This is a genomic window from Streptomyces sp. NPDC054770, assembly GCF_053611985.1.
Genome location: NZ_JBSHBL010000064.1, coordinates 18927 through 40392 on the forward strand (window position 1 = coordinate 18927; position 21466 = coordinate 40392).

At 72.4% G+C, this 21466-nt stretch carries 15 protein-coding genes; 11 read left to right on the forward strand and 4 right to left on the reverse strand.

Translation table 11 applies throughout. The features are described from left to right. The first annotated feature begins 31 nt into the window (after window positions 1-31). The 4 genes from ACWGKQ_RS38685 (at window position 32) to ACWGKQ_RS38700 (ending at window position 8059) form a co-directional block, all read left to right on the forward strand. Entirely contained in the window at window positions 32-820 is a 789-nt protein-coding gene (locus ACWGKQ_RS38685; RefSeq protein ID WP_453296730.1) for an ABC transporter ATP-binding protein, read from the forward strand. Next, window positions 817-3396: an ABC transporter permease gene (locus ACWGKQ_RS38690; protein ID WP_453296731.1), complete on the forward strand. Its 2580-nt coding sequence runs from the start codon at window positions 817-819 to the stop codon at window positions 3394-3396. The genes ACWGKQ_RS38685 and ACWGKQ_RS38690 overlap by 4 nt, the downstream gene beginning before the upstream one ends. Before the next feature lie 744 nt (window positions 3397-4140). Further along, window positions 4141-7674, forward strand: a complete 3534-nt coding sequence (gene mfd, locus ACWGKQ_RS38695; protein ID WP_453296732.1) for a transcription-repair coupling factor — start codon at window positions 4141-4143, stop codon at window positions 7672-7674. Between the two features lie 28 nt (window positions 7675-7702). Beyond that, window positions 7703-8059 carry a MerR family transcriptional regulator gene (locus tag ACWGKQ_RS38700; protein WP_453296733.1) on the forward strand — a complete coding sequence of 119 codons (357 nt, stop codon included), beginning with the start codon at window positions 7703-7705 and terminating at the stop codon, window positions 8057-8059. 15 nt (window positions 8060-8074) lie between these two features. Here the strand turns inward: ACWGKQ_RS38700 and ACWGKQ_RS38705 are convergent, their stop codons facing one another. Further along, window positions 8075-8839 carry an SDR family NAD(P)-dependent oxidoreductase gene (locus tag ACWGKQ_RS38705; protein ID WP_453296734.1) on the reverse strand — a complete coding sequence of 255 codons (765 nt, stop codon included), beginning with the start codon at window positions 8837-8839 and terminating at the stop codon, window positions 8075-8077. A gap of 280 nt (window positions 8840-9119) precedes the next feature. On the opposite strand from ACWGKQ_RS38705, the gene ACWGKQ_RS38710 reads away from it, so the two are divergent. After that, window positions 9120-9839: an HNH endonuclease family protein gene (locus ACWGKQ_RS38710; RefSeq protein WP_453296735.1), complete on the forward strand. Its 720-nt coding sequence runs from the start codon at window positions 9120-9122 to the stop codon at window positions 9837-9839. 24 nt (window positions 9840-9863) lie between these two features. Here ACWGKQ_RS38710 and ACWGKQ_RS38715 read toward each other — a convergent pair whose 3' ends face one another. From ACWGKQ_RS38715 to ACWGKQ_RS38725, 3 genes are all read right to left on the reverse strand, one after another. Continuing rightward, window positions 9864-10988: a hypothetical protein gene (locus ACWGKQ_RS38715; protein WP_453296736.1), complete on the reverse strand. Its 1125-nt coding sequence runs from the start codon at window positions 10986-10988 to the stop codon at window positions 9864-9866. Continuing rightward, entirely contained in the window at window positions 10985-12919 is a 1935-nt protein-coding gene (locus ACWGKQ_RS38720; RefSeq protein WP_453296737.1) for a M48 family metalloprotease, read from the reverse strand. The genes ACWGKQ_RS38715 and ACWGKQ_RS38720 overlap by 4 nt, the downstream gene beginning before the upstream one ends. 107 nt (window positions 12920-13026) lie before the next feature. Continuing rightward, the gene (locus ACWGKQ_RS38725; RefSeq protein ID WP_453296738.1) at window positions 13027-13743 is read right to left on the reverse strand and encodes a hypothetical protein; all 717 of its coding nucleotides are present in this window, start codon (window positions 13741-13743) and stop codon (window positions 13027-13029) included. A gap of 185 nt (window positions 13744-13928) precedes the next feature. Here ACWGKQ_RS38725 and ACWGKQ_RS38730 point away from each other — a divergent pair, with 185 nt between their 5' ends. The 6 genes from ACWGKQ_RS38730 to ACWGKQ_RS38755 all read left to right on the forward strand — a co-directional run bounded on the left by ACWGKQ_RS38730 (window position 13929) and on the right by ACWGKQ_RS38755 (window position 21352). Beyond that, window positions 13929-16142, forward strand: a complete 2214-nt coding sequence (locus ACWGKQ_RS38730) for an N-6 DNA methylase (protein ID WP_453296739.1) — start codon at window positions 13929-13931, stop codon at window positions 16140-16142. 203 nt (window positions 16143-16345) lie between these two features. Next, a complete protein-coding gene (locus tag ACWGKQ_RS38735) occupies window positions 16346-16975 on the forward strand; it encodes a hypothetical protein (protein ID WP_453296740.1) in 630 nt (209 codons plus the stop codon). Window positions 16976-17013: 38 nt separating this feature from the next. Then, a complete protein-coding gene (locus tag ACWGKQ_RS38740; protein ID WP_453296760.1) occupies window positions 17014-18501 on the forward strand; it encodes a protein kinase domain-containing protein in 1488 nt (495 codons plus the stop codon). A gap of 84 nt (window positions 18502-18585) precedes the next feature. Then, window positions 18586-19413 carry a glycoside hydrolase domain-containing protein gene (locus ACWGKQ_RS38745; protein WP_453296741.1) on the forward strand — a complete coding sequence of 276 codons (828 nt, stop codon included), beginning with the start codon at window positions 18586-18588 and terminating at the stop codon, window positions 19411-19413. 159 nt (window positions 19414-19572) lie between these two features. Then, window positions 19573-20220 (forward strand): SurA N-terminal domain-containing protein, encoded by a 648-nt coding sequence (locus ACWGKQ_RS38750; protein ID WP_453296742.1) that lies wholly within the window; start codon window positions 19573-19575, stop codon window positions 20218-20220. Between the two features lie 127 nt (window positions 20221-20347). After that, complete coding sequence (locus tag ACWGKQ_RS38755; protein ID WP_453296743.1) at window positions 20348-21352, forward strand: nucleoside triphosphate pyrophosphohydrolase; 1005 nt, start codon at window positions 20348-20350, stop codon at window positions 21350-21352. Window positions 21353-21466 lie beyond the last annotated feature (114 nt).

Below are 21466 nucleotides of genomic sequence, written 5' to 3' on the forward strand. Positions count from 1 at the left end.
TGCATTCGCTGACCGACTTAGGAGACATACCGTGACATCGGCTGTGACCATTCCCAGGCACGGGGGTACTGGAGGGCGTACGGCCGTTGCCGCGCGGGCGCGGCAGGTCGTCAAGGCCTACGGGGCCGGAGAGACCCGCGTCGTCGCCCTGGACCATGTCGACGTGGACATCGCGCGGGGGCAGTTCACCGCGATCATGGGCCCCTCGGGGTCCGGGAAGTCCACCCTGATGCACTGCCTCGCCGGGCTCGACACCGTGACGAGCGGTCAGATCTACCTGGACGAGACCGAGATCACCGGCCTGAAGGACAAGAAGCTCACCAAGCTGCGCCGGGACCGGATCGGGTTCATCTTCCAGGCGTTCAACCTGCTGCCGACGCTGAACGCCCTGGAGAACATCACGCTCCCCATGGACATCGCCGGGCGCAAGCCCGACAAGGAGTGGCTGGGGCGCGTCGTCGACACCGTGGGGCTCGCGGACCGGCTCAAGCACCGTCCCACACAGCTCTCGGGCGGCCAGCAGCAGCGCGTGGCCGTGGCGCGCGCCCTCGCCGCCCGCCCCGAGATCATCTTCGGTGACGAGCCGACCGGAAACCTCGACTCCCGCGCGGGCGCGGAGGTCCTCGGCTTCCTGCGCAGCTCGGTGGACGACCTGGGCCAGACGATCGTGATGGTCACGCACGACCCGGTCGCCGCCTCCTACGCGGACCGCGTGCTCTACCTCGCCGACGGCCGGATCGTCGACGAGATGTTCAAGCCGACCGCCGACACCGTCCTGGACCGCATGAAGGACTTCGACGCGCGGGGGCGTACGTCATGACCGTCATGAAGACCTCGATGCGCAACTTCTTCGCGCACAAGGGACGCATGGCCCTGTCGGCGGTCGCCGTGCTGCTGTCGGTGGCCTTCGTGTGCGGCACGCTGGTGTTCACCGACACCATGAACACGACGTTCGACAAACTGTTCGCGGCGACCTCGTCCGATGTGACGGTCAGCGCCAGGAGCGCCTCCGACACCGGCCAGACGACCTCCGACAACGGCCGGCCGCCGGTCATGCCGGCCTCGGTGGTCGGCAAGGTCCGCGCCGCGAACGGCGTCAAGGCGGCGGAGGGGACGGTCTTCTCGACGTCCGTGACCGTCGTGAACGCGGACAAGGACAGCCTCTCGCCGTCCAGCGGCGCCCCGACCATCGTCGGCAGCTGGAACTCCAACGACGCCCGCACCATGAAGATCACCTCCGGTACGGCGCCGGAGAACTCCGGCCAGGTCATGGTGGACGCCGACACCGCCGACAAGCACCACCTCAAGCTGGGCGACGAGATCGGCGTGATCAGCGCGGTCGGCACGCACACCGCGAAGATCTCCGGCATCGCCGACTTCACCGTCACCAACCCCGGTGCCGCGATCTTCTACCTGGACACGAAGACCGCCCAGCGGACGCTCGTCGGACAGACCGGCGTCTTCACGAACATCAACGTGACGGCCGCGGCCGGGGTGACGGACGCGCAGCTGAAGAAGAACGTCGTCGGCGAACTCGGCACCGCCTACAAGGTGCAGACCGCCAAGGAGACCGCCGACGCCAACCAGAAGGACGTCGAGGGCTTCCTGGGCGTCATGAAGTACGCGATGCTCGGCTTCGCCGGGATCGCCTTCCTGGTCGGCATCTTCCTGATCATCAACACCTTCTCCATGCTGGTCGCCCAGCGCACCCGCGAGATCGGCCTGATGCGGGCCGTCGGATCCAGCCGCGGCCAGGTCAACCGGTCCGTGCTCGTCGAGGCCCTGCTGCTCGGCGTGGTCGGCTCGGTCCTGGGCGTCGGCGCGGGCGTCGGCATCGCGGTCGGCCTGATGAAGCTGATGGGCCAGATGGGCATGCACCTGTCGACCAGTGACCTGACGGTCGCCTGGACGACCCCGGTGCTCGGCCTGATCCTCGGCGTCGTCGTCACCGTCCTCGCCGCCTACCTGCCCGCGCGCCGCGCCGGCAAGGTCTCCCCGATGGCCGCGCTGCGCGACGCGGGCGCCCCCGCCGACGCCCGGGCGGGCCGGATCCGCGCCCTGGTGGGCCTCGTGCTGACCGGCGCGGGCGGCTACGGCCTCTACCTGGCCTCGGCCGCGGACAAGGCCAAGGCGGGCTCGGCCTGGCTCGGTCTCGGCATCGTGCTCTCGCTCATCGGGTTCGTCGTCATCGGCCCGCTGCTCGCGGGCGCTGTCGTACGGGTTCTGGGCGCCGTCCTGCTGCGGATGTTCGGCCCGGTCGGACGCATGGCCGAACGCAACGCGCTGCGCAACCCGCGCCGCACCGGTGCCACGGGCGCCGCCCTGATGATCGGGCTCGCGCTGGTCGCCTGCCTCTCGGTGGTCGGCTCCTCCATGGTCGCCTCCGCCTCCGACCAGCTCGACAAGACCGTCGGCACGGACTTCATCATCCAGTCCGACAGCGGCCAGCGGATCACCCCGCAGGCGGTCAAGGCCGTCAAGGACGTGCCGGGACTCGCCCGTGTCACCGAGTACCGCACCACCACCGCCGACTACACCACCCCCGACGGCAAGACCCTCAAGGACACCGACATCACGGCGGCCGACCCCACCTACGCGACCGACCTGCGCACCAAGACCGTCGCCGGTGACCTCAAGGACGCCTACCTGCCCGACTCGATGTCCGTGTACGACAAGTTCGCCAAGGCGCACGGCATCCACCTCGGCTCGAAGATCGCCGTCAGCTTCAAGGACGGCCGCACGGCCCACCTCACGGTCCGGGCGATCACCAGCAGCGACGGCCTCATCGACGCCGGCTCCAAGTACACGAACATCACCACGCTCGCCAAGTACGTGCCGGCCGCCAAGATGCCGCTCGACGACCTGGTCTTCGCCACCGCCAAGGACGGGGGGCAGGACGCCGCGTACAAGGCGCTCAAGTCCGCGCTGCACGACTACCCGCAGTACACCGTGCGCGACCAGACCGACTACAAGAAGGCGCTCAAGGACCAGATCGGCCAGCTGCTGAACCTGATCTACGGCCTGCTCGCCCTGGCGATCATCGTCGCGGTCCTCGGAGTCGTGAACACCCTCGCCCTGTCGGTGGTCGAGCGGACCCGCGAGATCGGCCTGATGCGGGCGATCGGCCTCTCCCGCCGCCAGCTGCGCCGCATGATCCGCATGGAGTCCGTGGTGATCGCCCTCTTCGGCGCCCTGCTGGGCCTCGGCCTGGGCATGGGCTGGGGCGCCACGGCCCAGAAGCTGCTCGCCCTGCAGGGCCTGAAGGTCCTGGAGATCCCCTGGCCGACGATCATCGGCGTCTTCATCGGCTCGGCCTTCGTGGGCCTGTTCGCCGCCCTGATCCCGGCGTTCCGCGCGGGCCGCATGAACGTCCTGAACGCCATCGCGACGGACTGAACCAACAGAACAGAAGAGACCACCGCACACGGGGGTTGCGGGGGAACGCCCGGCGCCGAGGAGCCCTGAGAGACTCCTCGTCGCCGGGCGCCTTCACATCTCCCGAGCCTGGCCTTTCGACCGACCGAGTCGGGCCTGGTCTTTCGGCCGACCGGGTCGGGTCTGGTCTTTCGGCCGACCGTGTCGGGTCTGGTCTTTCGGTCGGCTGAGTTGGGTCTGGTCTTTCGGCCGACCGTGTCGGGTCTGGTCTTTCGGCCGACCGTGTCGGGTCTGGTCTTTCGGTCGGCTGAGCCGGGTCCGGTCTTTCGGTCGGTCGAGTCGGGCCTGGCCGTTCGACCGGCTGAGTCGGGTCTGGTCTTTCGGTCGTCCGTGTCCGGCCTGGTCTTTCGATCGACCGTGTCGGGGGCCGCCCCTTCGACCGTGTCCGTCCGCCCTTTCGACTGACCGAGTCGGGGCCGGCTTCTCCATCGACCGGGTCGAGTGGCGGGCGTGCCTTTGTCTTTTTTGTTTTTCAAGTCTCGCTTTTCGACTCGCCGAGTCGGGTGGTGGGTGGGCATAGGCTTCGGGGGTCCAGGGGGCGGAGCCCCCTGGTACGGCGACCGGGGCGCACGGCACCTCACAGGGCGACGGAGGTTATCCACAGCCCCGGCACCCGCGCCCGCGTAGTCGTAGGCTGGAGACCCCCCGGTCGCAGCCCGCGCCGGGCACTTCGCGTTGCCCACCCCCCGACGAAAGCCGCCCTGAATGAGCCTGCACGGTCTGCTCGACGCCGTCGTCAAGGACCCCGCCCTCGCGGAAGCGATCAAGGCGGCCGCGGACGGCAACCGCATGCACGTCGACCTGGTCGGCCCCCCCGCCGCCCGCCCCCTCGCGCTCGCCGCCCTGGCCCGCGAGGCCGGCCGCCCCGTGCTCGCGGTCACCGCCACCGGCCGCGAGGCCGAGGACCTGGCGTCGGCGCTGCGCACCCTGCTGCCGGCCGAGGGCGTCGTGGAGTACCCCTCCTGGGAGACGCTCCCGCACGAGCGCCTCAGCCCGCGCAGCGACACCGTGGGCCGCCGCCTCGCCGTCCTGCGCCGCCTCGCCCACCCCCGCCCCGACGACCCCGAGACCGGCCCGGTCTCCGTCGTCGTCGCGCCCGTACGCTCCGTGCTCCAGCCGCAGGTCAAGGGCCTCGGCGACCTGGAGCCGGTGGCCCTGCGCACCGGCCAGACCGCTGACCTGAACGAGATCGTGGAAGCCCTCGCGGCCGCCGCCTACGCACGCGTGGAGCTCGTCGAGAAGCGCGGCGAGTTCGCCGTCCGCGGCGGCATCCTGGACGTCTTCCCGCCCACCGAGGAACACCCCCTGCGCGTCGAGTTCTGGGGCGACGACGTCGAGGAGATCCGCTACTTCAAGGTCGCCGACCAGCGCTCCCTGGAGGTCGCCGAGCACGGCCTGTGGGCGCCCCCCTGCCGCGAGCTGCTGCTGACCGAGGACGTCCGCGCACGCGCGCGTGCCCTCGCCGAGGAGCACCCGGAGCTCGGCGAGCTGCTGAACAAGATCGCCGAGGGGATCGCGGTCGAGGGCATGGAGTCCCTCGCCCCGGTCCTGGTCGACGACATGGAGCTGCTGCTCGACGTGCTGCCCAAGGGCGCGATGGCCGTCGTGTGCGACCCGGAGCGGGTCCGCACGCGCGCCGCCGACCTGGTGGCGACGAGCCAGGAGTTCCTGCAGGCCTCCTGGGCGGCCACCGCCGGCGGCGGCGAGGCACCCATCGACGTCGGCGCGGCCTCCCTGTGGTCGATCGCGGACGTCCGCGACCGCGCCCGCGAGCTGGACATGATGTGGTGGTCGGTGTCGCCGTTCGCCGCCGACGAGGAGCTGTCCGCCGACACCCTCAAGCTGGGCATGCACGCCCCCGAGACCTACCGCGGCGACACCGCGAAGGCGCTCGCCGACACCAAGGGCTGGCTGGCCGACGGCTGGCGCACGGTGTACGTCACCGAGGGCCACGGCCCCGCCTCCCGCACCGTCGAGGTGCTCGGCGGCGAGGGCATCGCGGCCCGCCTCGACGTCGACCTGGGCGACCTCAGCCCCTCGGTCGTGCACGTGTCGTGCGGCTCGATCGACTACGGCTTCGTCGATCCGGCGCTCAGACTCGCCGTCCTCACCGAGACCGACCTGACCGGCCAGAAGGCGGCCGGCAAGGACGGCGCCCGGATGCCGGCCCGCCGCCGCAAGACCATCGACCCGCTCACCCTGGAGGCGGGCGACTACATCGTCCACGAGCAGCACGGCGTCGGCCGCTACATCGAGATGGTGCAGCGCACCGTCCAGGGCGCCACCCGCGAGTACCTGGTCGTGGAGTACGCCCCCGCCAAGCGCGGCCAGCCCGGTGACCGGCTGTACATCCCGACCGACCAGCTGGAGCAGATCACCAAGTACGTCGGCGGCGAGGCACCCACCCTGCACCGCCTGGGCGGCGCGGACTGGACGAAGACCAAGGCGCGCGCCAAGAAGGCCGTCAAGGAGATCGCCGCCGACCTGATCAAGCTCTACAGCGCGCGCATGGCCGCCCCCGGCCACGCCTTCGGCGGGGACACGCCGTGGCAGCGCGAGCTGGAGGACGCCTTCCCGTACGCGGAGACCCCCGACCAGCTGACCACCATCGCCGAGGTCAAGGACGACATGGAGAAGTCGGTCCCCATGGACCGCCTGATCTGCGGCGACGTCGGCTACGGCAAGACCGAGATCGCGGTGCGGGCCGCCTTCAAGGCCGTACAGGACGGCAAGCAGGTGGCCGTCCTCGTGCCCACCACGCTGCTGGTGCAGCAGCACTTCGGCACGTTCTCCGAGCGGTACTCGCAGTTCCCGGTGAGCGTGAAGGCGCTCTCCCGGTTCCAGACCGACACCGAGGCGAAGGGAACTCTGGAGGGCCTGCGCGAGGGTGCGGTCGACGTCGTCATCGGCACCCATCGCCTGTTCTCCTCGGAGACCAAGTTCAAGGACCTCGGCCTGGTCATCGTCGACGAGGAGCAGCGCTTCGGCGTCGAGCACAAGGAGCAGCTGAAGAAGCTGCGCGCCAACGTCGACGTGCTGACCATGTCCGCCACCCCGATCCCGCGCACCCTGGAGATGGCGGTCACCGGCATCCGCGAGATGTCGACGATCACCACGCCCCCGGAGGAGCGGCACCCGGTGCTCACCTTCGTGGGGCCGTACGAGGAGAAGCAGATCGGCGCCGCCATCCGCCGTGAACTGCTGCGCGAGGGCCAGGTCTTCTACATCCACAACCGGGTGGAGTCCATCGACCGGGCGGCGGCCAGGCTCCGCGAGATCGTCCCCGAGGCGCGCATCGCGACCGCCCACGGCCAGATGTCGGAGTCGGCGCTGGAACAGGTCGTCGTCGACTTCTGGGAGAAGAAGTTCGACGTCCTGGTCTCGACCACGATCGTCGAGTCCGGCATCGACATCTCCAACGCCAACACGCTCATCGTGGAACGCGGCGACACCTTCGGCCTCTCCCAGCTGCACCAGCTGCGCGGCCGGGTCGGCCGGGGGCGCGAGCGCGGGTACGCGTACTTCCTGTACCCGCCGGAGAAGCCGCTGACCGAGACCGCGCACGAACGGCTCGCGACCATCGCCCAGCACACCGAGATGGGCGCCGGCATGTATGTGGCGATGAAGGACCTGGAGATCCGCGGCGCCGGCAACCTGCTCGGCGGCGAGCAGTCCGGGCACATCGCGGGCGTCGGCTTCGACCTGTACGTCCGCATGGTCGGCGAGGCCGTCGCGGACTACCGGCGGCAGCTGGAGACCGGCGAGATCGAGGAGGAGCCGCCGCTCGAGGTCAAGATCGAGCTGCCCGTCGACGCGCACGTCCCGCACGACTACGCGCCCGGCGAGCGGCTGCGCCTCCAGGCGTACCGTTCCATCGCCTCCGCCAACTCGGAGGACGACATCAGGGCGGTCCGCGAGGAACTCACCGACCGCTACGGCAAGTTGCCCGAGCCGGTGGAGAACCTGCTGCTCGTCGCCGGGCTGCGGATGCTCGCCCGCGCGTGCGGGGTCGGCGAGATCGTCCTTCAGGGCACCAACATCCGGTTCGCACCGGTGGAGTTGCGCGAGTCGCAGGAGCTGCGCCTCAAGCGCCTGTACCCGGGGACCGTCATCAAGCCGGCCGTCCACCAGGTGCTGGTGCCCCGCCCCAAGACCGCGAAGGTCGGCGGCAAGCCGCTCGTCGGGCGGGAACTGCTGAGCTGGGTCGGGGAGTTCCTCGCCTCAATCCTTGGCTCGTGACGGGTGACGGGTGACGGGGGCGCGGGACATGCGGATCGGTGAGCTGGCGCGGGCGACCGGATCGACACCGCGCGCCCTGCGCCACTACGAACAGGCGGGCCTGATCACCTCCGCGCGCGCCGCCAACGGCTACCGCGCGTACGACGCCCGTACGGCCGTACGCGTCCGCAACATCCGCCGGCTGCTGGCCGCGGGCCTCACCCTGGACGACGTACAGGCCTTCCTGCCGTGCCTGGACGGCGAGGTCAGTGCCGGCCGCGCCTCGGCGCGGGGCCTGCGGATCGCCCGGGACCGGCTGGCGGTCCTGGACGCACGGATCGCGGCGCAGACGGAGGTACGGGAGCGACTGGCGGCGGCGCTGCGCGAGGCGGGCGAGCCGGCCTGACGGGATGCCGCGGGGTCAGGAGACGACCGCCCCGCCGTCCACCGGCAGCACCACGCCGGTCACGAACGACGCCTGTGGCGAGGCGAGCCGGGCGATGGCCCAGGCGACCTCCTCGGGGCGGCCGATCCGGCCGAGCGGGGTGTGGTCGAGCTGCCACGCGCGCAGCGCGGCCCGCTGCTCCGGCGTGTACGCGGAGTGGTCGGCGATGGGTGTCTCGATCGCGCCCGGGGCCACCGCGACCACCCGGATGCCGCGCGGGGCCAGTTCGACGGCCCAGCTGCGGGTGAGCACTTCGAGGGCGGCCTTTCCCGCCGCGTACAGCGAGTTGCCGGTCGGCCAGCCGCGCTGGCCGACGGCCGTCGTCACGTTCACCACGACACCTCGGCTCTCCTCCAGCGCCGGGAGCGCGGCCTGGGTGAGCAGCACGGGAGCGACCAGGTTCGTCTCCAGCAGCGGCCGTACGGCCGCGCGGGTGTAGGTGCGCAGGGAGTCGGCGGTGACGACCGCCGCGTTGTGGACGAGCACGTCGAGGCGGCCGTGGCGCTCCACGGCCGTCCGTACGACCGTCCCGGGTCCGTCCTCGGCGGTGATGTCCGCGGGCAGTGCGGTGATCCCGGGGTGCCCGTCGGCGGTTTCGGAGAGGGGGCCCGGCCGGCGGCCGACGGCGATCACGTGCGCGCCCTCGGCGGCGAACGCGCGCGCCGTGGCGCGGCCGATACCGGTGCCGGCACCGGTGACGACGACGGTACGGGGCCCCTGGGGGCGGATGTTCTCGCTCATGCCGGGATCGTCGGACGCTGACACCGGCGTCAAGGTCAAGTCCGCCCCCCGTAGGTGTGAGGTGCGCCATCGGGGGCATTCGGTCGCGGCGGGGAGTGAGCGGGCGCGAGGACGTACGGCCCGAGCTTCGCCCCGGGTGTCAATCGGCTGCCGATAAGGGCGAGTTGTGGGTATATATCCTTTTGTGACCTATCTGGCCCGAACCGTGCGGCAGTTACCGTGGGACCAGCAGAAATCCGCCCGTGCGGAGGCGGACAGGGGCAAGAAAGAGGGGGCGCACGTGGCGCGTCTGAGGAACGGGGCGGTCCTGGCCGTCGTCGTGATCTTCGCGGTGGCGGGCTGCAAGGACTTGCAGGACAAGGGGAGTTCGGGAGCCCAGGGCACGGGAGGCGGCGGCGGAGCGGCCCTGACGGCCGCCGAATCGCTGACCGTCAAGGGCAGGGCGCCGAAGACCGGTTACTCCCGGGAGAAGTTCGGCTCCGCCTGGGCGGACACCGACTCCAACTCCTGCGACACCCGGGACGACATACTCAAGCGCGACCTCAAGGAGGTGAAGTTCACCGACGGCGACTGCAAGGTCTCCTCCGGCGTGCTGGAGCCGGACCCCTACTCCGGCAAGGACGTCACCTACAAGCGCGGCCGCAGCCTGGTCGACATAGACCACCTCGTCGCGCTCTCGGACGCCTGGCAGACGGGCGCCAAGTACTGGGACGCCAGCAAGCGCATAGCCCTGGCCAACGACCCGCTGAACCTCCTCGCCGTCGACGCGAGCGCCAACCGAGGCAAGGGCGACGGCGACACCGCCACCTGGCTGCCGCCCGACAAGTCCTACCGCTGCACCTACGTCGCCGCGCAGGTCGCCGTGAAGAAGAAGTACGGCCTGTGGGTCACCGCCGCCGAGAAGGCCGCGATGAAGAAGGTCCTCACCACCTGCTCGGGCCAGAAACTCCCCGCCGGCGGCAACCCGACCAAGGCGCCGTCCCGCTTCAAAGCGCGCTGAACCGGCCCGCCCCCGCCGCGTGCGTCAGTACCCCAGGGCGCGACCGCGCGGCGGCGGGGCGGGGCAGCCCGCCTTCTCCCAGGCCACGAAGGTGTTGGTGCGGGCGAAGACGAACGCCTTGACCGGGTTGCCGGAGTACGACCACGGCGGGCTGCCGACGTATCCGCCGACCGCCCGGAACTGCTCGACGGCCTCCGCGTACCGGTCCGTCTGGAACAAGGCCTCCGCCAGCAGGTGCCGCACCATCGGCAGCCGGTGGTGCCCGGCCGGTGTCCACTCCACGGCGTCCAGGACGGCGTCCACGGCCGCCTGCACGAACGGCTGGCGGTACACCGGCTCCTTGGGCTCCCGGAACGCGTGCTCCATCAGCCCGTACAGGCGCAGTACGGGCAGCAGGCTGCCCCGCGGCGCGGTGACCGCGGCCTGTTCGGCGAACGCGTACATCAGCTCGTGCGAACCGCGCCACTTGGCGCACCAGTACTGCAGGGCGCTGACATGGGCCCCGAAGTGGTGAGGGTCGCGCGCGGTGATCTCCGCCCACAGCGCCCGGAAGTCGTCGTGCGACCAGCCGAGCCCCAAGGCGATGCTGATCTGCGCGATCCAGGGGCAGGGGTCCTCGGGTGCCATCCAGGCGGCCTCCTGGCAGGCGGGCAGCGCCTCGGCCAGCAGCCGGTGGAAGCCCTCGAACTGCTCGGCCGTGGTGTGTTTCGCCAGCTTCGCGCCGCGGACGTTGCCCGCGAGCTCGACGAGCGCGTCGGCGTGCACCAGGGCGGCGGCCGGATCGCCCGGGTACTCGGTCCGCCATGCCTTGAGCCAGGTGTCGTCCTCGGCGGCGGCGTGGGTGAGAATGCCGAGCCGGTACCACCGCAGGTCCCAGTCCCGGCCCGCCCCGGCCAGGTAGGCGGCGGCCCGCCGCCAGTCACCGGCGAGGGCGGCCTGCGCGATCGCGTCGGCCTCGGGATCGGGGCCCGCGAAACGGCTGTCGAGCTGAGCGGCGGGCACCAGCCCGTACTTGGCGGGGTCGATGTTGACCGGCGCCTTGGCCTTCGCCTCCGCCCGGAGCGCCCGTGCCTTGCGGGCGTTGCGCGGGACGGTCACGGCGGAGTAGGCGAGGACGCCGGCGCCGGCTATGTCGATGAGGACGTTCATACCGGGTCTTTCGGGTAGGGGCCGCCGGAAGAGGCGGGCGGAGAGGCGGGCGGAGAGGCGGCCCAAGGGACGGCGGAAGGAACGGTGGAGGGGGCGGGCCAAGAGGCCGTCGGGGCACGGCCGCCGCCGGACAGCAGGGCCCGCAGGGGACCCGTACCGGGCGGATCGGCGACCGCCTGGCGCAGGGCCTCCTCCAGCGCCTCGGCGAACTGTACGGGCCCCACCGTCCGGACCGGGGGCCCGGACCAGCACAGCTCCCACCGGCACAGCCCGGTGTCCAGTGCGGTGAGCAGGGCCAGTTGGCGCAGGGCCGAGCGGAAGGCCGTCCGGGCGAACTCGCGTGCGGCGCGGCCACTGCTCCGGCCTGCCTGCTCCGACCTGGGCAGCCGGGCGGCGATGTCGTCCAGCAGGCCGTGGTCGACCAGGTCCAGAAGGCGGCCGAGGTGGTCGAGGCGGCCGGGGTGGTCGAGATGGTCGAGGCGGCCGGGGTGGTCGAGATGGTCGAGGCGGCCGAGGTGGTCGTGCTGGTCGTGGTGGTCGAGGTGCGTCGCTCCGGATACGGCGGCGCCCCTCGCGTCGGCCACCTCGGCCATGGCCCCCAGCAGCGGCCCCGCTTCCCGCGCCCAGCTCTCGCGCCGGGTCAGCGCGGGCAGTTCCGCCCAGGGCACCCGTCGCCAGGACAGCGTCTCCCGGCTCAGTACGGCTCGTTCCAGTCCGGCGAGGAGGCGGTCAGGATCCCGGAGCAGCGCGAGGGCTGGGCGCCGGGGGAGCGTGGCGGTGCGTCCGTCGTCGGGGAGTGCCTCCAGCACCGCGATGCGGTCGGCCGTGGGCGGGTGGCTGTCGTACGGGGACCTCTCCTCGGGTACCACCTCCGGGAGCGGCCTGCGGGCCCACGCGTCCAGCTCCGCCCGGCGGGCGGGGTCCGCGAGCAGAAGGGCGAGCCCGCCGTGGAACTGCCCTTCCGGCGGCAGCAGGCCGGCGTCCCCGCCCATCAGGGCGTACTCGCGCAGGTAGAGATCGTCGGCGGCGTCGAGCACGGGGATGCGGCGCAGCGCGGCGGCCGTGGTGTCCCGTCCGGCGATCCGGGCGGCCACCAGGTCGGCCGCGTACTCCTGCCGGCGGCTGACGGCCTCGGTCAGGCGCAGGCACAGCATCGCGTACCCGGAGAAGACGAGGGCCAGGTAGTGGTCCGGGCCCCGCGTCGGCTCCCGCTTCACCGGTGGCGGCTTGCCGGCCGCCCGGCGCCGTGCGGCCCGTGCGGCGGCCCTCGCCTGCTCCTCGGCCTCCTCACGCGCGGCCCGCTGCCGCAACGTGTGCACGGTGTGCAGCACCCTGCCGTGCAGCGCCCAGAGCAGGCCGCCCAGCCGGGTGTCGTCGTGCGCGTAGTGGCCCAGTTCGTGCCCGAGCACGGCGTCCAGTTCGTCGTCCGGCAGACCGATCAGCAGGGCGACGCCGAGGAAGAGCCGCCGTTCGCCCGCGACCAGCCCGAGCCACCGGGCGTCCTCCCGCACCATGGCATTGGCCCCCGGGATCACCCGGATCTCCGTGGGCGGCCGGGTGCCCACCCGCTCGGCCAGGTCCCGCACACGCCGCCACAGCTCCGGCTGCTCCCGCGGCGCCAGTGACACACCGGGCACCTCGTCCTGCCCGTCCCCGGGGCCGCGGCTGAGCAGGACGACCCGCACCACGCACCAGGCGATCGCCAGCGAGCCGAGGTAGCCCTCGACGGCCATGACCGTGAAGCTCCCGTCCCGGGCCAGGAAGACGTCCAGGACCGCCAGCGCGACGAGGAGGAGCAGGGCCAGCAGGTAGAACCCGAGCAGCAGGCCGAGAACGAGCCCGGCACGCAGCGGTGTTCCGGGCACGCCCCGTTCTCGTACGGCGGTCTCCCCGGCGGCCGCCCGGCCGGCGGGGCGGGACGTCAGGCGCATCGGCATCCTTCACGGGAACGGAACGGTGGTGGGGCGTCGGCGCCGGGCTCGGACCAGGCCGCCCGCGCCGCCTGCTTCTTCGGCTGTTTCTTCGGCTACTGCTTCGGCTACTTCTTCAGCGCCGAAAGGATCGTCGTCGTCACCTTCTTCGCGGACGCGGCGCCGTTGTCGCCGCCCGCCGTGGACAGCACGGTGACCACGGAGGTGCCGGAACGGGCCGCGATCAGCGTGGTGCCGTTCTCCCAGTAGCCGCTCGTCAGCGTCATCGTGTAGGCCTCGTCGCCGAGTCCGGCCGTGGCGCTGCCGGTGAGCTTCACCTTGGCGTGCGCGTCGGTGTCCGTGTACGTGGCGCACTCGGCGGCCACCGTCCGCAGGGCCTTCATCACGTCGGCCGCCGTGGTGCCCTGGAAGGCGTCGATCTCCTGGTCCACTTCCTCGGTCTTGTCCGCGTAGCCGTTCTGCGCGAACGACACCCCGCCCTTGTAGCCGGACACCTGGATCCAGGACGTGGTCTCCAGTCTGGTGCAGTCCGGCTTTCCCGCCTTCCGGGTGGCGGGGGAGAGGAACCGGCCGCCGCTGTCCGCGGAACCGTCGGATTCGAGGGTGAGCCCGGACGGGAAGGCCGAGGCGGGCGCCAGCGCCTTCTTCAGCTGTGTACCCGTGAGCAGACCGGCATTGGGGTCCTTCGCCTTGGCCGGCTGGGCGTTCGTGCCGGTACCGGAGTCGGTGGTGGAACCGGTGGATGCGGAGGAGCAGGCGGTCAGGGCCAGCGGAAGGGTCGCGGCAGCGGCTATGAGCATCACGGCACGGGACGGGAGGCGCATCAGGAGTCCTTCTCGGAGGAGCGGGTCGGAGTGACGAGTCAATGAGACCAGAGCCTGTGAACCGAGTCAACATGACTTACGTAGTGCGGGATGTGCACGACCGTGAAGGGGTAGATCTTGTGTACATCGGTATGCTCGGTGCACAGATGGCACCTGGGTGCTTGGGACGAGGGGAGCGAGGCCGCGTGCAGGACAACGCCACGGAGGTGACCGCGGCCGGTATCGCCCGGCTCGCCGGAGTGGGCCGCGCCGCCGTCAGCAACTGGCGCCGTCGGCATGCCGACTTCCCCAAGCCGGTCGGCGGCACCGAGACCAGCCCGTCCTTCGCGCTCGCCGAGGTCGAGTCCTGGCTGCGCAAGCAGGGAAAACTCGCCGAGGTCCCGTTGCGAGAGCGGGTCTGGCAGCAGCTCGCCGGGCATCCCGAGGGCGCGCTGACGGCGCTGGTGCACACCGGCTGTGTGCTGCTGCTGATCCACGAGCGCCCCACCGTCTGGCTCGACGTGAGCGCGGGCTCGGACGAGCGCCTGGCCGCGATGCTGCCGGGCGCGCTGGAGCAGGTGCTGACCGCGCGCCTCGGCGGGGCGGCGGAGCGCACGGTTCACAGCGGGCGGACCGCGCGCACCGCCGAGACTGTGAACAGGCCTGGCGATGCAGGGAGTGTGAACACCGCAGCGCCCAGCCGCCCTGTGAACACCGGGCCGACGCCCCCCGGCGCGACCGTCGCCCCCACCACCCCCGGCGCAGGCGCCTCCGCCACCCCCGCCGTCCGCACCCCCGCCGTCCGCACCCCCACCGGCCCCCAACTCCTCCCCTCCACCCCGCTCCTGCGCGGCGCCGCCGAACTGGCCGCCGAGGTCGGAGCCCGGCAGGCCTTCGAGTTCCTGCTGGGCCGGCACCTGGACGCCAACCCCCGCCAGTACACGCTCACCCCGTCCGAACTCGCCGGCCTCATGGCCGACCTGGCCGGCCCCGCCCGCACCGTGCTGGACCCGGCCTGCGGTACCGGCGCCCTGCTGCGCGCCGTGGACGTCCGCCCCGGCCAGGAGCTGTACGCCCAGGACAGTGCCCCCGATCTCGCCGCGCTCACCGCGCTGCGGCTCGCGCTGCACTCCCGGGCCGGGGTGCACGGCGCCACCGGCGACACCCTGCGCGCCGACGCCTACCCGGAGCTGCGCGCCGACGCGGTGCTGTGCCACCCGCCGTTCAACGAGCGCAACTGGGGCCACGACGAGCTGGCGTACGACGCCCGCTGGGAGTACGGCTTCCCGGCGCGCACCGAGTCGGAACTGGCCTGGGTGCAGCACGCCCTGGCCCGGCTCGCCGACGGCGGCACCGCGGTCCTGCTGATGCCGCCGGCCGTCGCCTCCCGCCGTTCCGGGCGCCGGATCCGTGCCGACCTGCTGCGCCGGGGCGCGCTCAGGGCGCTGGTCGCGCTGCCGGTGGGCGCGGCGGCGCCGTACAGCATCCCGCTGCACCTGTGGGTGCTGCGCCGGCCCGACCGGACCCCGGCCGCGCCCGAGGTACTGCTCGTGGACACCGGGAGGTTCGCCGCAGAAGGACGGGGCGGGCCGGACTGGGCGGCGGTACGGGACGCCGCCCTGGACGCCTGGCGTGCCTTCGAGCGCGCCGGGGGTCCGGTGGAACGGCCGGGGCTGGCCCGATCGGTGCCGGTCATCGAACTCCTCGACGACGACGTGGACCTGGCCCCCGCCCGCCATCTGCCCCCGGCCGCCATGGCCGACGGCGCGGAACAGCTCACGGCGGTCCGCGAACGGTTCGACGCGACCCTGCGCCTGACCGTCGACCTCACCCCGCCCCCGGCCGACCAGGCGCCGCCCGCGCGGTGGCCGCTCACCACCGTCGGTGAACTCGCGCGTGCGGGCGCGCTGGTGCTGCGCACCGGCGGGAGCGGCGGCCACGCGCGCGTGCCGGTACTCACCGACCACGACGTCCTCGCCGCGGCGGCGCCCTCGGGCACGCTTCCCGAGAGCGACGAGGAGGCCGTGCTGACCGAGCCGGGCGATGTCGTCGTACCGGTCCTCGGCGGGGGCTCGGTGGCGCGGGTGATCGACGCGGCGACGGCGGGCGCCGCCCTGGGGCGCAACCTCGTGCTCCTGCGCCCCGACGGCACCGCCCTCGACCCGTGGTTCCTCGCCGGCTTCCTGCGGGGTACCGCCAACAACCGGCAGGCCAGCAGCTATGCCTCCACCGCGACCCGGCTGGACGTGCGCCGGCTCCAGCTGCCCCGGCTCCCCCTGGAGGAACAGCGGCGCTACGGCGCGCGTTTCCGCGCACTCGACGAGTTCGAGCGGGCGCTGCGCCACGCGAGCCGGCTCGGCGAGCACCTCGTGCGCGGTATGTACGACGGCCTCACCGACGGGACCGTCACGCCCGATTGACCCCCGATTGCCTCTTGGCCGATCCTTGCCCGGCGCGTTCCGGCAGTCGGTCCGACAACGGTTCGGTACAACCCGAACCGGTTGTCCGTGCCGGGCCATATGCTCGAAGCGACCATCGCACGACCGATGTTGTCCGCGGACGGACGGCGCCGGACGGGCACGTATGCCCTTTTCGGGGAATTTCAGGCAATACAGGAGCGATCATGCAAGGCCAGGGCCATGCGCAGCCGGTGCAGCGGCCGCCGCACGACGCGGTACTGGTCCTGTGGCGCGTGGTGTTCGTGGCGCTCGGCGTGTTCAGCGTCGGTCTGCTGATGTGGGCGATGATGCTGCGGCTGGCCATCGTGACCCGCAGATCGCTGGACTTCGGCCTGCTGGTGGCGGTGGCCGCGGCCGACGTCCTCAGCTTCGTGCTGCTGGGCACCGAACCCGGCGACGACGTGCACACGACCGGCGGCTACCTGGGCATCACCCTGCTGTTCGGCACGCTGCTCGCCACCATCGTCTACTACCTCGCGGCCGACGTACGCCACTTCCAGCGGCAGCGCGAGGCCTACGCGGCGCAGCAGACGTACGGCTACGTGCCCCCGCGCCCCGCCTCGCCGTACGTCACGGGGACGACGCCGCCGCGCGCGCAGTCCCCGCACACCCCGCCGCCGCACACCGTTTCCCCGATACCCGCGCCGCCGCCCACGCAGCCTCCGATACCCGCACCGCCCCAGCGCCCGGCACCCGCCCGGATCGACCAGGTGCGCGCCGAACTCGACGAACTCAGTGACTACCTGCGCAAGCACGACGGGCAGCACGAGGGCGACTACGAGGGCGGAAGGTGACCGTGGCGACAGGACGCGTCGTCGCCGGCCGCTACGAGCTGTCCACGCTCATCGGGCAGGGCGGCATGGGCCAGGTGTGGACGGCGTACGACCAGCGGCTCGACCGGCGGGTGGCGGTGAAGCTGCTGCGCCCCGACAAGGTGGCGGGCGCGGAGGCGGAGGAGCTGCGCCGGCGGTTCCTGCGGGAGTGCCGGGTGACCGCGCAGGTCGACCACCCCGGCCTGGTCACCGTGCACGACGCGGGCAGCGAGGGCGAGGAGCTCTTCCTCGTCATGCAGTACGTGGACGGTGCCGACCTCTCCGACCACCTCGCGGAGCACGACCCGTACCCGTGGCAGTGGGCGGTCGCGGTGGCCGCGCAGCTGTGCGCCGTGCTGAGCGCCGTGCACGCGGTGCCGATCGTCCACCGCGACCTCAAGCCGCGCAACGTGATGGTGAAGCAGGACGGCACGGTCACTGTCCTCGACCTGGGCGTGGCCTCCGTCATGGACACCGACACGACCCGCCTCACCCACACCGGCTCCCCGATCGGCTCGCCCGCCTACATGGCGCCCGAGCAGGCGATGGGCGGCGCGGTCGGCCCGTACACCGACCTGTACGCGCTCGGCGTGCTGCTGCACGAACTGCTCAGCGGGGAGGTGCCGTTCGCGGGTTCCACGGCGCTCGGCGTGCTGCACCGGCACCTGTACGAGCCCCCGCTGCCCGTGCGCCGGATCCGCGCCGAGGTGCCGGAGCCGCTGGAGAGCCTCGTGCTGCGCCTGCTCGCCAAGGACCCGCAGCACCGCCCGGCGTCCGCGCAGGAGGTCTACGAGGACCTGTCGGCGCTCCTGCCCGCGCGCGGGACGCCCTCCGGGGCGCCTCTGGACCCCACCCGCCCCTTCCTGCGCCCGCACGCCCCCTGGCCGGACCGGGCGCGGACCCCCGCACCCCGGCCCGCCGCCCCCGTGGCCGCCGTACCGGACCGGCCGGACGTCGCCGCCGCCGTCGACGAGGTCAAGCGGCTGCTGGGGGAGGGGCGCATCACCCAGGCCGTCGACATCCTGGGCGCGATCCTGCCGGTCGCCGCCGACCGGCACGGCGAGCGCTCCACGGTCGTACGCACCCTGCGCAAGCAGTACGCGGCCACCCTGATGGACGACGGGCAGTACCGGCGCGCGCTGCCCGAACTGCGCCGGCTCGCCGACGAACGCGCCGCCGAGGCGGGCCAGGCCGACCCGCAGGTCCTGCGCTTCCGCTACGAGACCGCCCAGTGCCTGGAACAGCTCGGCGAACCGGCGGCGGCGCTCGCGGAGTACCGCGCGCTGCTGCCGTACTACGAGAACCAGTACGTGGCCGGCGACCCGCAGCTCGCGCACGACGTGCGCCGCCGGATCGGGCATCTGCTGCTCGCGCTCGGCGACCGGCCCGCCGCGCACGACACGCTCGCCCGGCTGCTGATGGACGTGGAGCGGCTGCACGGGCCCGGGCACCCGCTGGCGGCGGAGGTCCGGCGCACGTTGCAGTGGCTGGGGCAGGTGCGCGGCTAGTTCCCGCGCCGTGCATACTGCACCTACTTTTCGCACAACTTGCCGCACAGCAAAGACACAAAGACACAGGGGTGGGGTTCGGGCATGTCCGGTCACCGGCAGTCGAAGAAGCGCAGATACATCACCTGGGGCGTCGCGGGCGCCGCCGTGGTCGCCGGGGCCGGGATCGCCGCGCAGACCTCCATGGCGGCCACCGCCTGGCCCGCCCAGAAGACGTTCACCGGCCGCGCCTTCGACACCTGCGAAGCGCCCTCGCTCGCCGCGATGAAGGCCTGGAACACCGGCTTCTACGGCGCCGCCGCCGTCTACATCGGCGGCAAGAACCGCGGCTGCGCCCAGGCCAACCTCACCGCCTCCTGGGTCAAGTCCGTCTCCGCGGTCGGCTGGAAGCTCGTCCCGCTGTACGTCGGAGCGCAGCCGTCCTGCCAGACCGGCTCCAACCCGGAGAAGATGACGGCGTCGAACGCCGCCTCCCTCGGCACCACCGACGCCAACGACGCGGTCGCCAAGGCCGCCGCCCTCGGCATGAAGGCGGGCAGCCCGATCTACCTCGACATGGAGGCGTACGACACGACGAACACGTCGTGCAACAACGCCGTGCTGACCTATGTGCGCGCCTTCGGCAAGCAGCTGCGCGCGAAGACGTACCGCGCGGGCTTCTACGGCTTCACCAGCTCCAGCGCCAAGGCGATCGCGAACGCCACCGACAAGACGGACCTGCCGGGCAACCTCTGGTACGCGCTGTGGGACCAGAAGAACACCACGACCACGGACTGGCCGTTCGGTGCGTCGCAGTTCACCGGGCACAGCCGGGCCCACCAGTACATGGTGAACAGCAAGGAGACGCGCGGCGGTTACACGATCACCGTGGACCGCGACGCCTGGGACGCCCCGGTGGCGATCACCGGCTGAGCGGAATCCCTGCCGCAAACCCTTCCGGAGGGTGGTGCGGCGGTGCCGGATGCGCGTGTGAATCGTTGGTCGAATGGGTTGGCCAGAGCTTGCCCACTGCCTACCATCGATCACCGCAAGACCTTGTGCACCGTCGCACAATCTCCTCGGGAGGCATCCTTGCACCGCCGCCGTCGCACCGCGCTCCTCCTGTCCGCCGCGATCGCCGCCGCGGCCCCCTTCCTCACCGCCTGCGGCAGTGACGCGCATCCGGGCGCGGCGGCCGTCGTGGGCGGCCAGCGGATCACCGTCTCGCAGCTGGAGAACCGCGTGAACGAGGTGCGCCGGGCCCAGCGCGCCGCGGTCCCGGACCAGACGCAGTACCAGCAGGTCCTCGCCTCCACCAGCAGCCTCACCCGGGACACCCTGTACAACATGGTCCTCGACCGGGTGCTGCACCGGGCCGCCCAGGACACCGGCGTCAGCGTCACCCGCAAGGAGGTCGAGGCGATGCGCTCCGGCCTCGAACAGCAGGCCGGCAGCTCCAAGGCGCTCGAGACCGCCTGGCTGCAGAAGTACGGCATCGCCCCGGCGCGCCTGGACGACAACCTCCGCTTCCAGGTGGAGGCCACCAAGCTCGCGCAGGCACTCGGCACCGAAACCTCGCAGCCGGCCTTCTGGAAGGCCCTCGCCACCGCCTCCAAGGAACTCCACGTCGACCTCAACCCCCGCTACGGCGCCTGGGACGTCCAGAAGAGCAGCCGCGTGGACGCCAAGACGCCGTGGGTACGGGAGGTCACGTCGGCCGGGACACCGGTGTCGGCGTAGGGCCCGCCCGGCGCGGGGCGGCCGAGGACGGGGACGAGTCGCCACGGGCAGTCATACGATCACTTGATCACCCCCGCCCTGTGGACAAACCGCGAGGTCGGCGGCGGCGGTGCGTTACGTTCGGAGCGTGAACACCACCAGCCCCGAACCCACCACCCCGGAACCCGCTCCGACCTCCCGGCCGTCCGACCCCGGCCGTGTCGTCCTGCTCACCACCAGCCACCGGGTCGCCCCCGGCCTGCTGTCCTGGCCCGCCTGGCAGGCGCTGCGCGCGGCGGACCGCGTGCTGTGCGCGGACGGCGCCCATCCCCAGCTGCCGTATCTGCGCGAGGCCGGGACGGCCGTGGACGAGGCCGCCCCCACCGCCCAGGAGCTGGTCGACGCCTGCGCCGGCGGCCGGACGGTGGTGGTCGTGGCGGCGGGCGAGGGCGAGCCCGCCCTCACGGACGGCCTGGCCCGCCTCGCCGGCTCCGGCCGCGTCCGGATGCCCGAGCTGGAACTGCTCCCCGCCTCCTACGACCTGCCCGGCGCCCGCCTCCTCGACCTCGTCCAGGTCATGGACCGGATCCGCGCGGAGTGCCCCTGGTCGTCCCGGCAGACCCACAAGGGCCTCGCGAAGTACGGCATCGAGGAGGCGTACGAACTCGTCGAGGCGATCGAGGACGGCGACCGCGACGAACTGCGCGAGGAACTGGGCGACGTGCTCCTCCAGGTCGTCTTCCACGCGCGGATCGCGGAGGAGGACCCGGACGCCCCCTTCTCGATCGACGACGTGGCGGGAGGCATCGTCGCCAAGCTCATCCACCGCCACCCGCACGTCTTCGGCGACGAGACCGCGTCGACCCCGGAGGAGGTGGCGGAGCACTGGCTGCGCACGAAGGCGGTGGAGAAGCGGCGCGCGTCGGTGACGGACGGGATACCCCTCGCCCAGCCGGGTCTCGCGCTGGCGGCCAAGCTGGCCTCCCGGGTGCGGACGGCGGAGCTGGAGGTGCCGCTGCCGCAGGCACCGGGCATCGGCTACGAACTGCTCGCACTGGCCGCCCGCGCGGAGGCGGAGGGCGTCGACCCGGAGTCGGCACTGCGGGCGGCGGCACGGGCCTACCGGGACGCGATCCGGCACACGGAGGGCTGAGAGATCTCCGCGTCCCTCCGGGGACGGACCGCCGAGGAGTGGTACCGAAGCGCCGCTGACGAAGGTCACCACGAGGCACGGCGGCTCCTGGCCGAGCGCGCCGCACCCGCGCCC

Coding starts and splice junctions, on each gene's coding strand:
- ACWGKQ_RS38705 (WP_453296734.1), bottom strand. CDS start 8,839: ATGAGCGAGAACATCCGCCCCCAGGGGCCCCGTACCGTCGTCGTCACC.
- ACWGKQ_RS38690 (WP_453296731.1), top strand. CDS start 817: ATGACCGTCATGAAGACCTCGATGCGCAACTTCTTCGCGCACAAGGGA.
- mfd (WP_453296732.1), top strand. CDS start 4,141: ATGAGCCTGCACGGTCTGCTCGACGCCGTCGTCAAGGACCCCGCCCTC.
- ACWGKQ_RS38700 (WP_453296733.1), top strand. CDS start 7,703: ATGCGGATCGGTGAGCTGGCGCGGGCGACCGGATCGACACCGCGCGCC.
- ACWGKQ_RS38745 (WP_453296741.1), top strand. CDS start 18,586: ATGTCCGGTCACCGGCAGTCGAAGAAGCGCAGATACATCACCTGGGGC.
- ACWGKQ_RS38720 (WP_453296737.1), bottom strand. CDS start 12,919: ATGCGCCTGACGTCCCGCCCCGCCGGCCGGGCGGCCGCCGGGGAGACC.
- ACWGKQ_RS38735 (WP_453296740.1), top strand. CDS start 16,346: ATGCAAGGCCAGGGCCATGCGCAGCCGGTGCAGCGGCCGCCGCACGAC.
- ACWGKQ_RS38715 (WP_453296736.1), bottom strand. CDS start 10,988: ATGAACGTCCTCATCGACATAGCCGGCGCCGGCGTCCTCGCCTACTCC.
- ACWGKQ_RS38725 (WP_453296738.1), bottom strand. CDS start 13,743: ATGCGCCTCCCGTCCCGTGCCGTGATGCTCATAGCCGCTGCCGCGACC.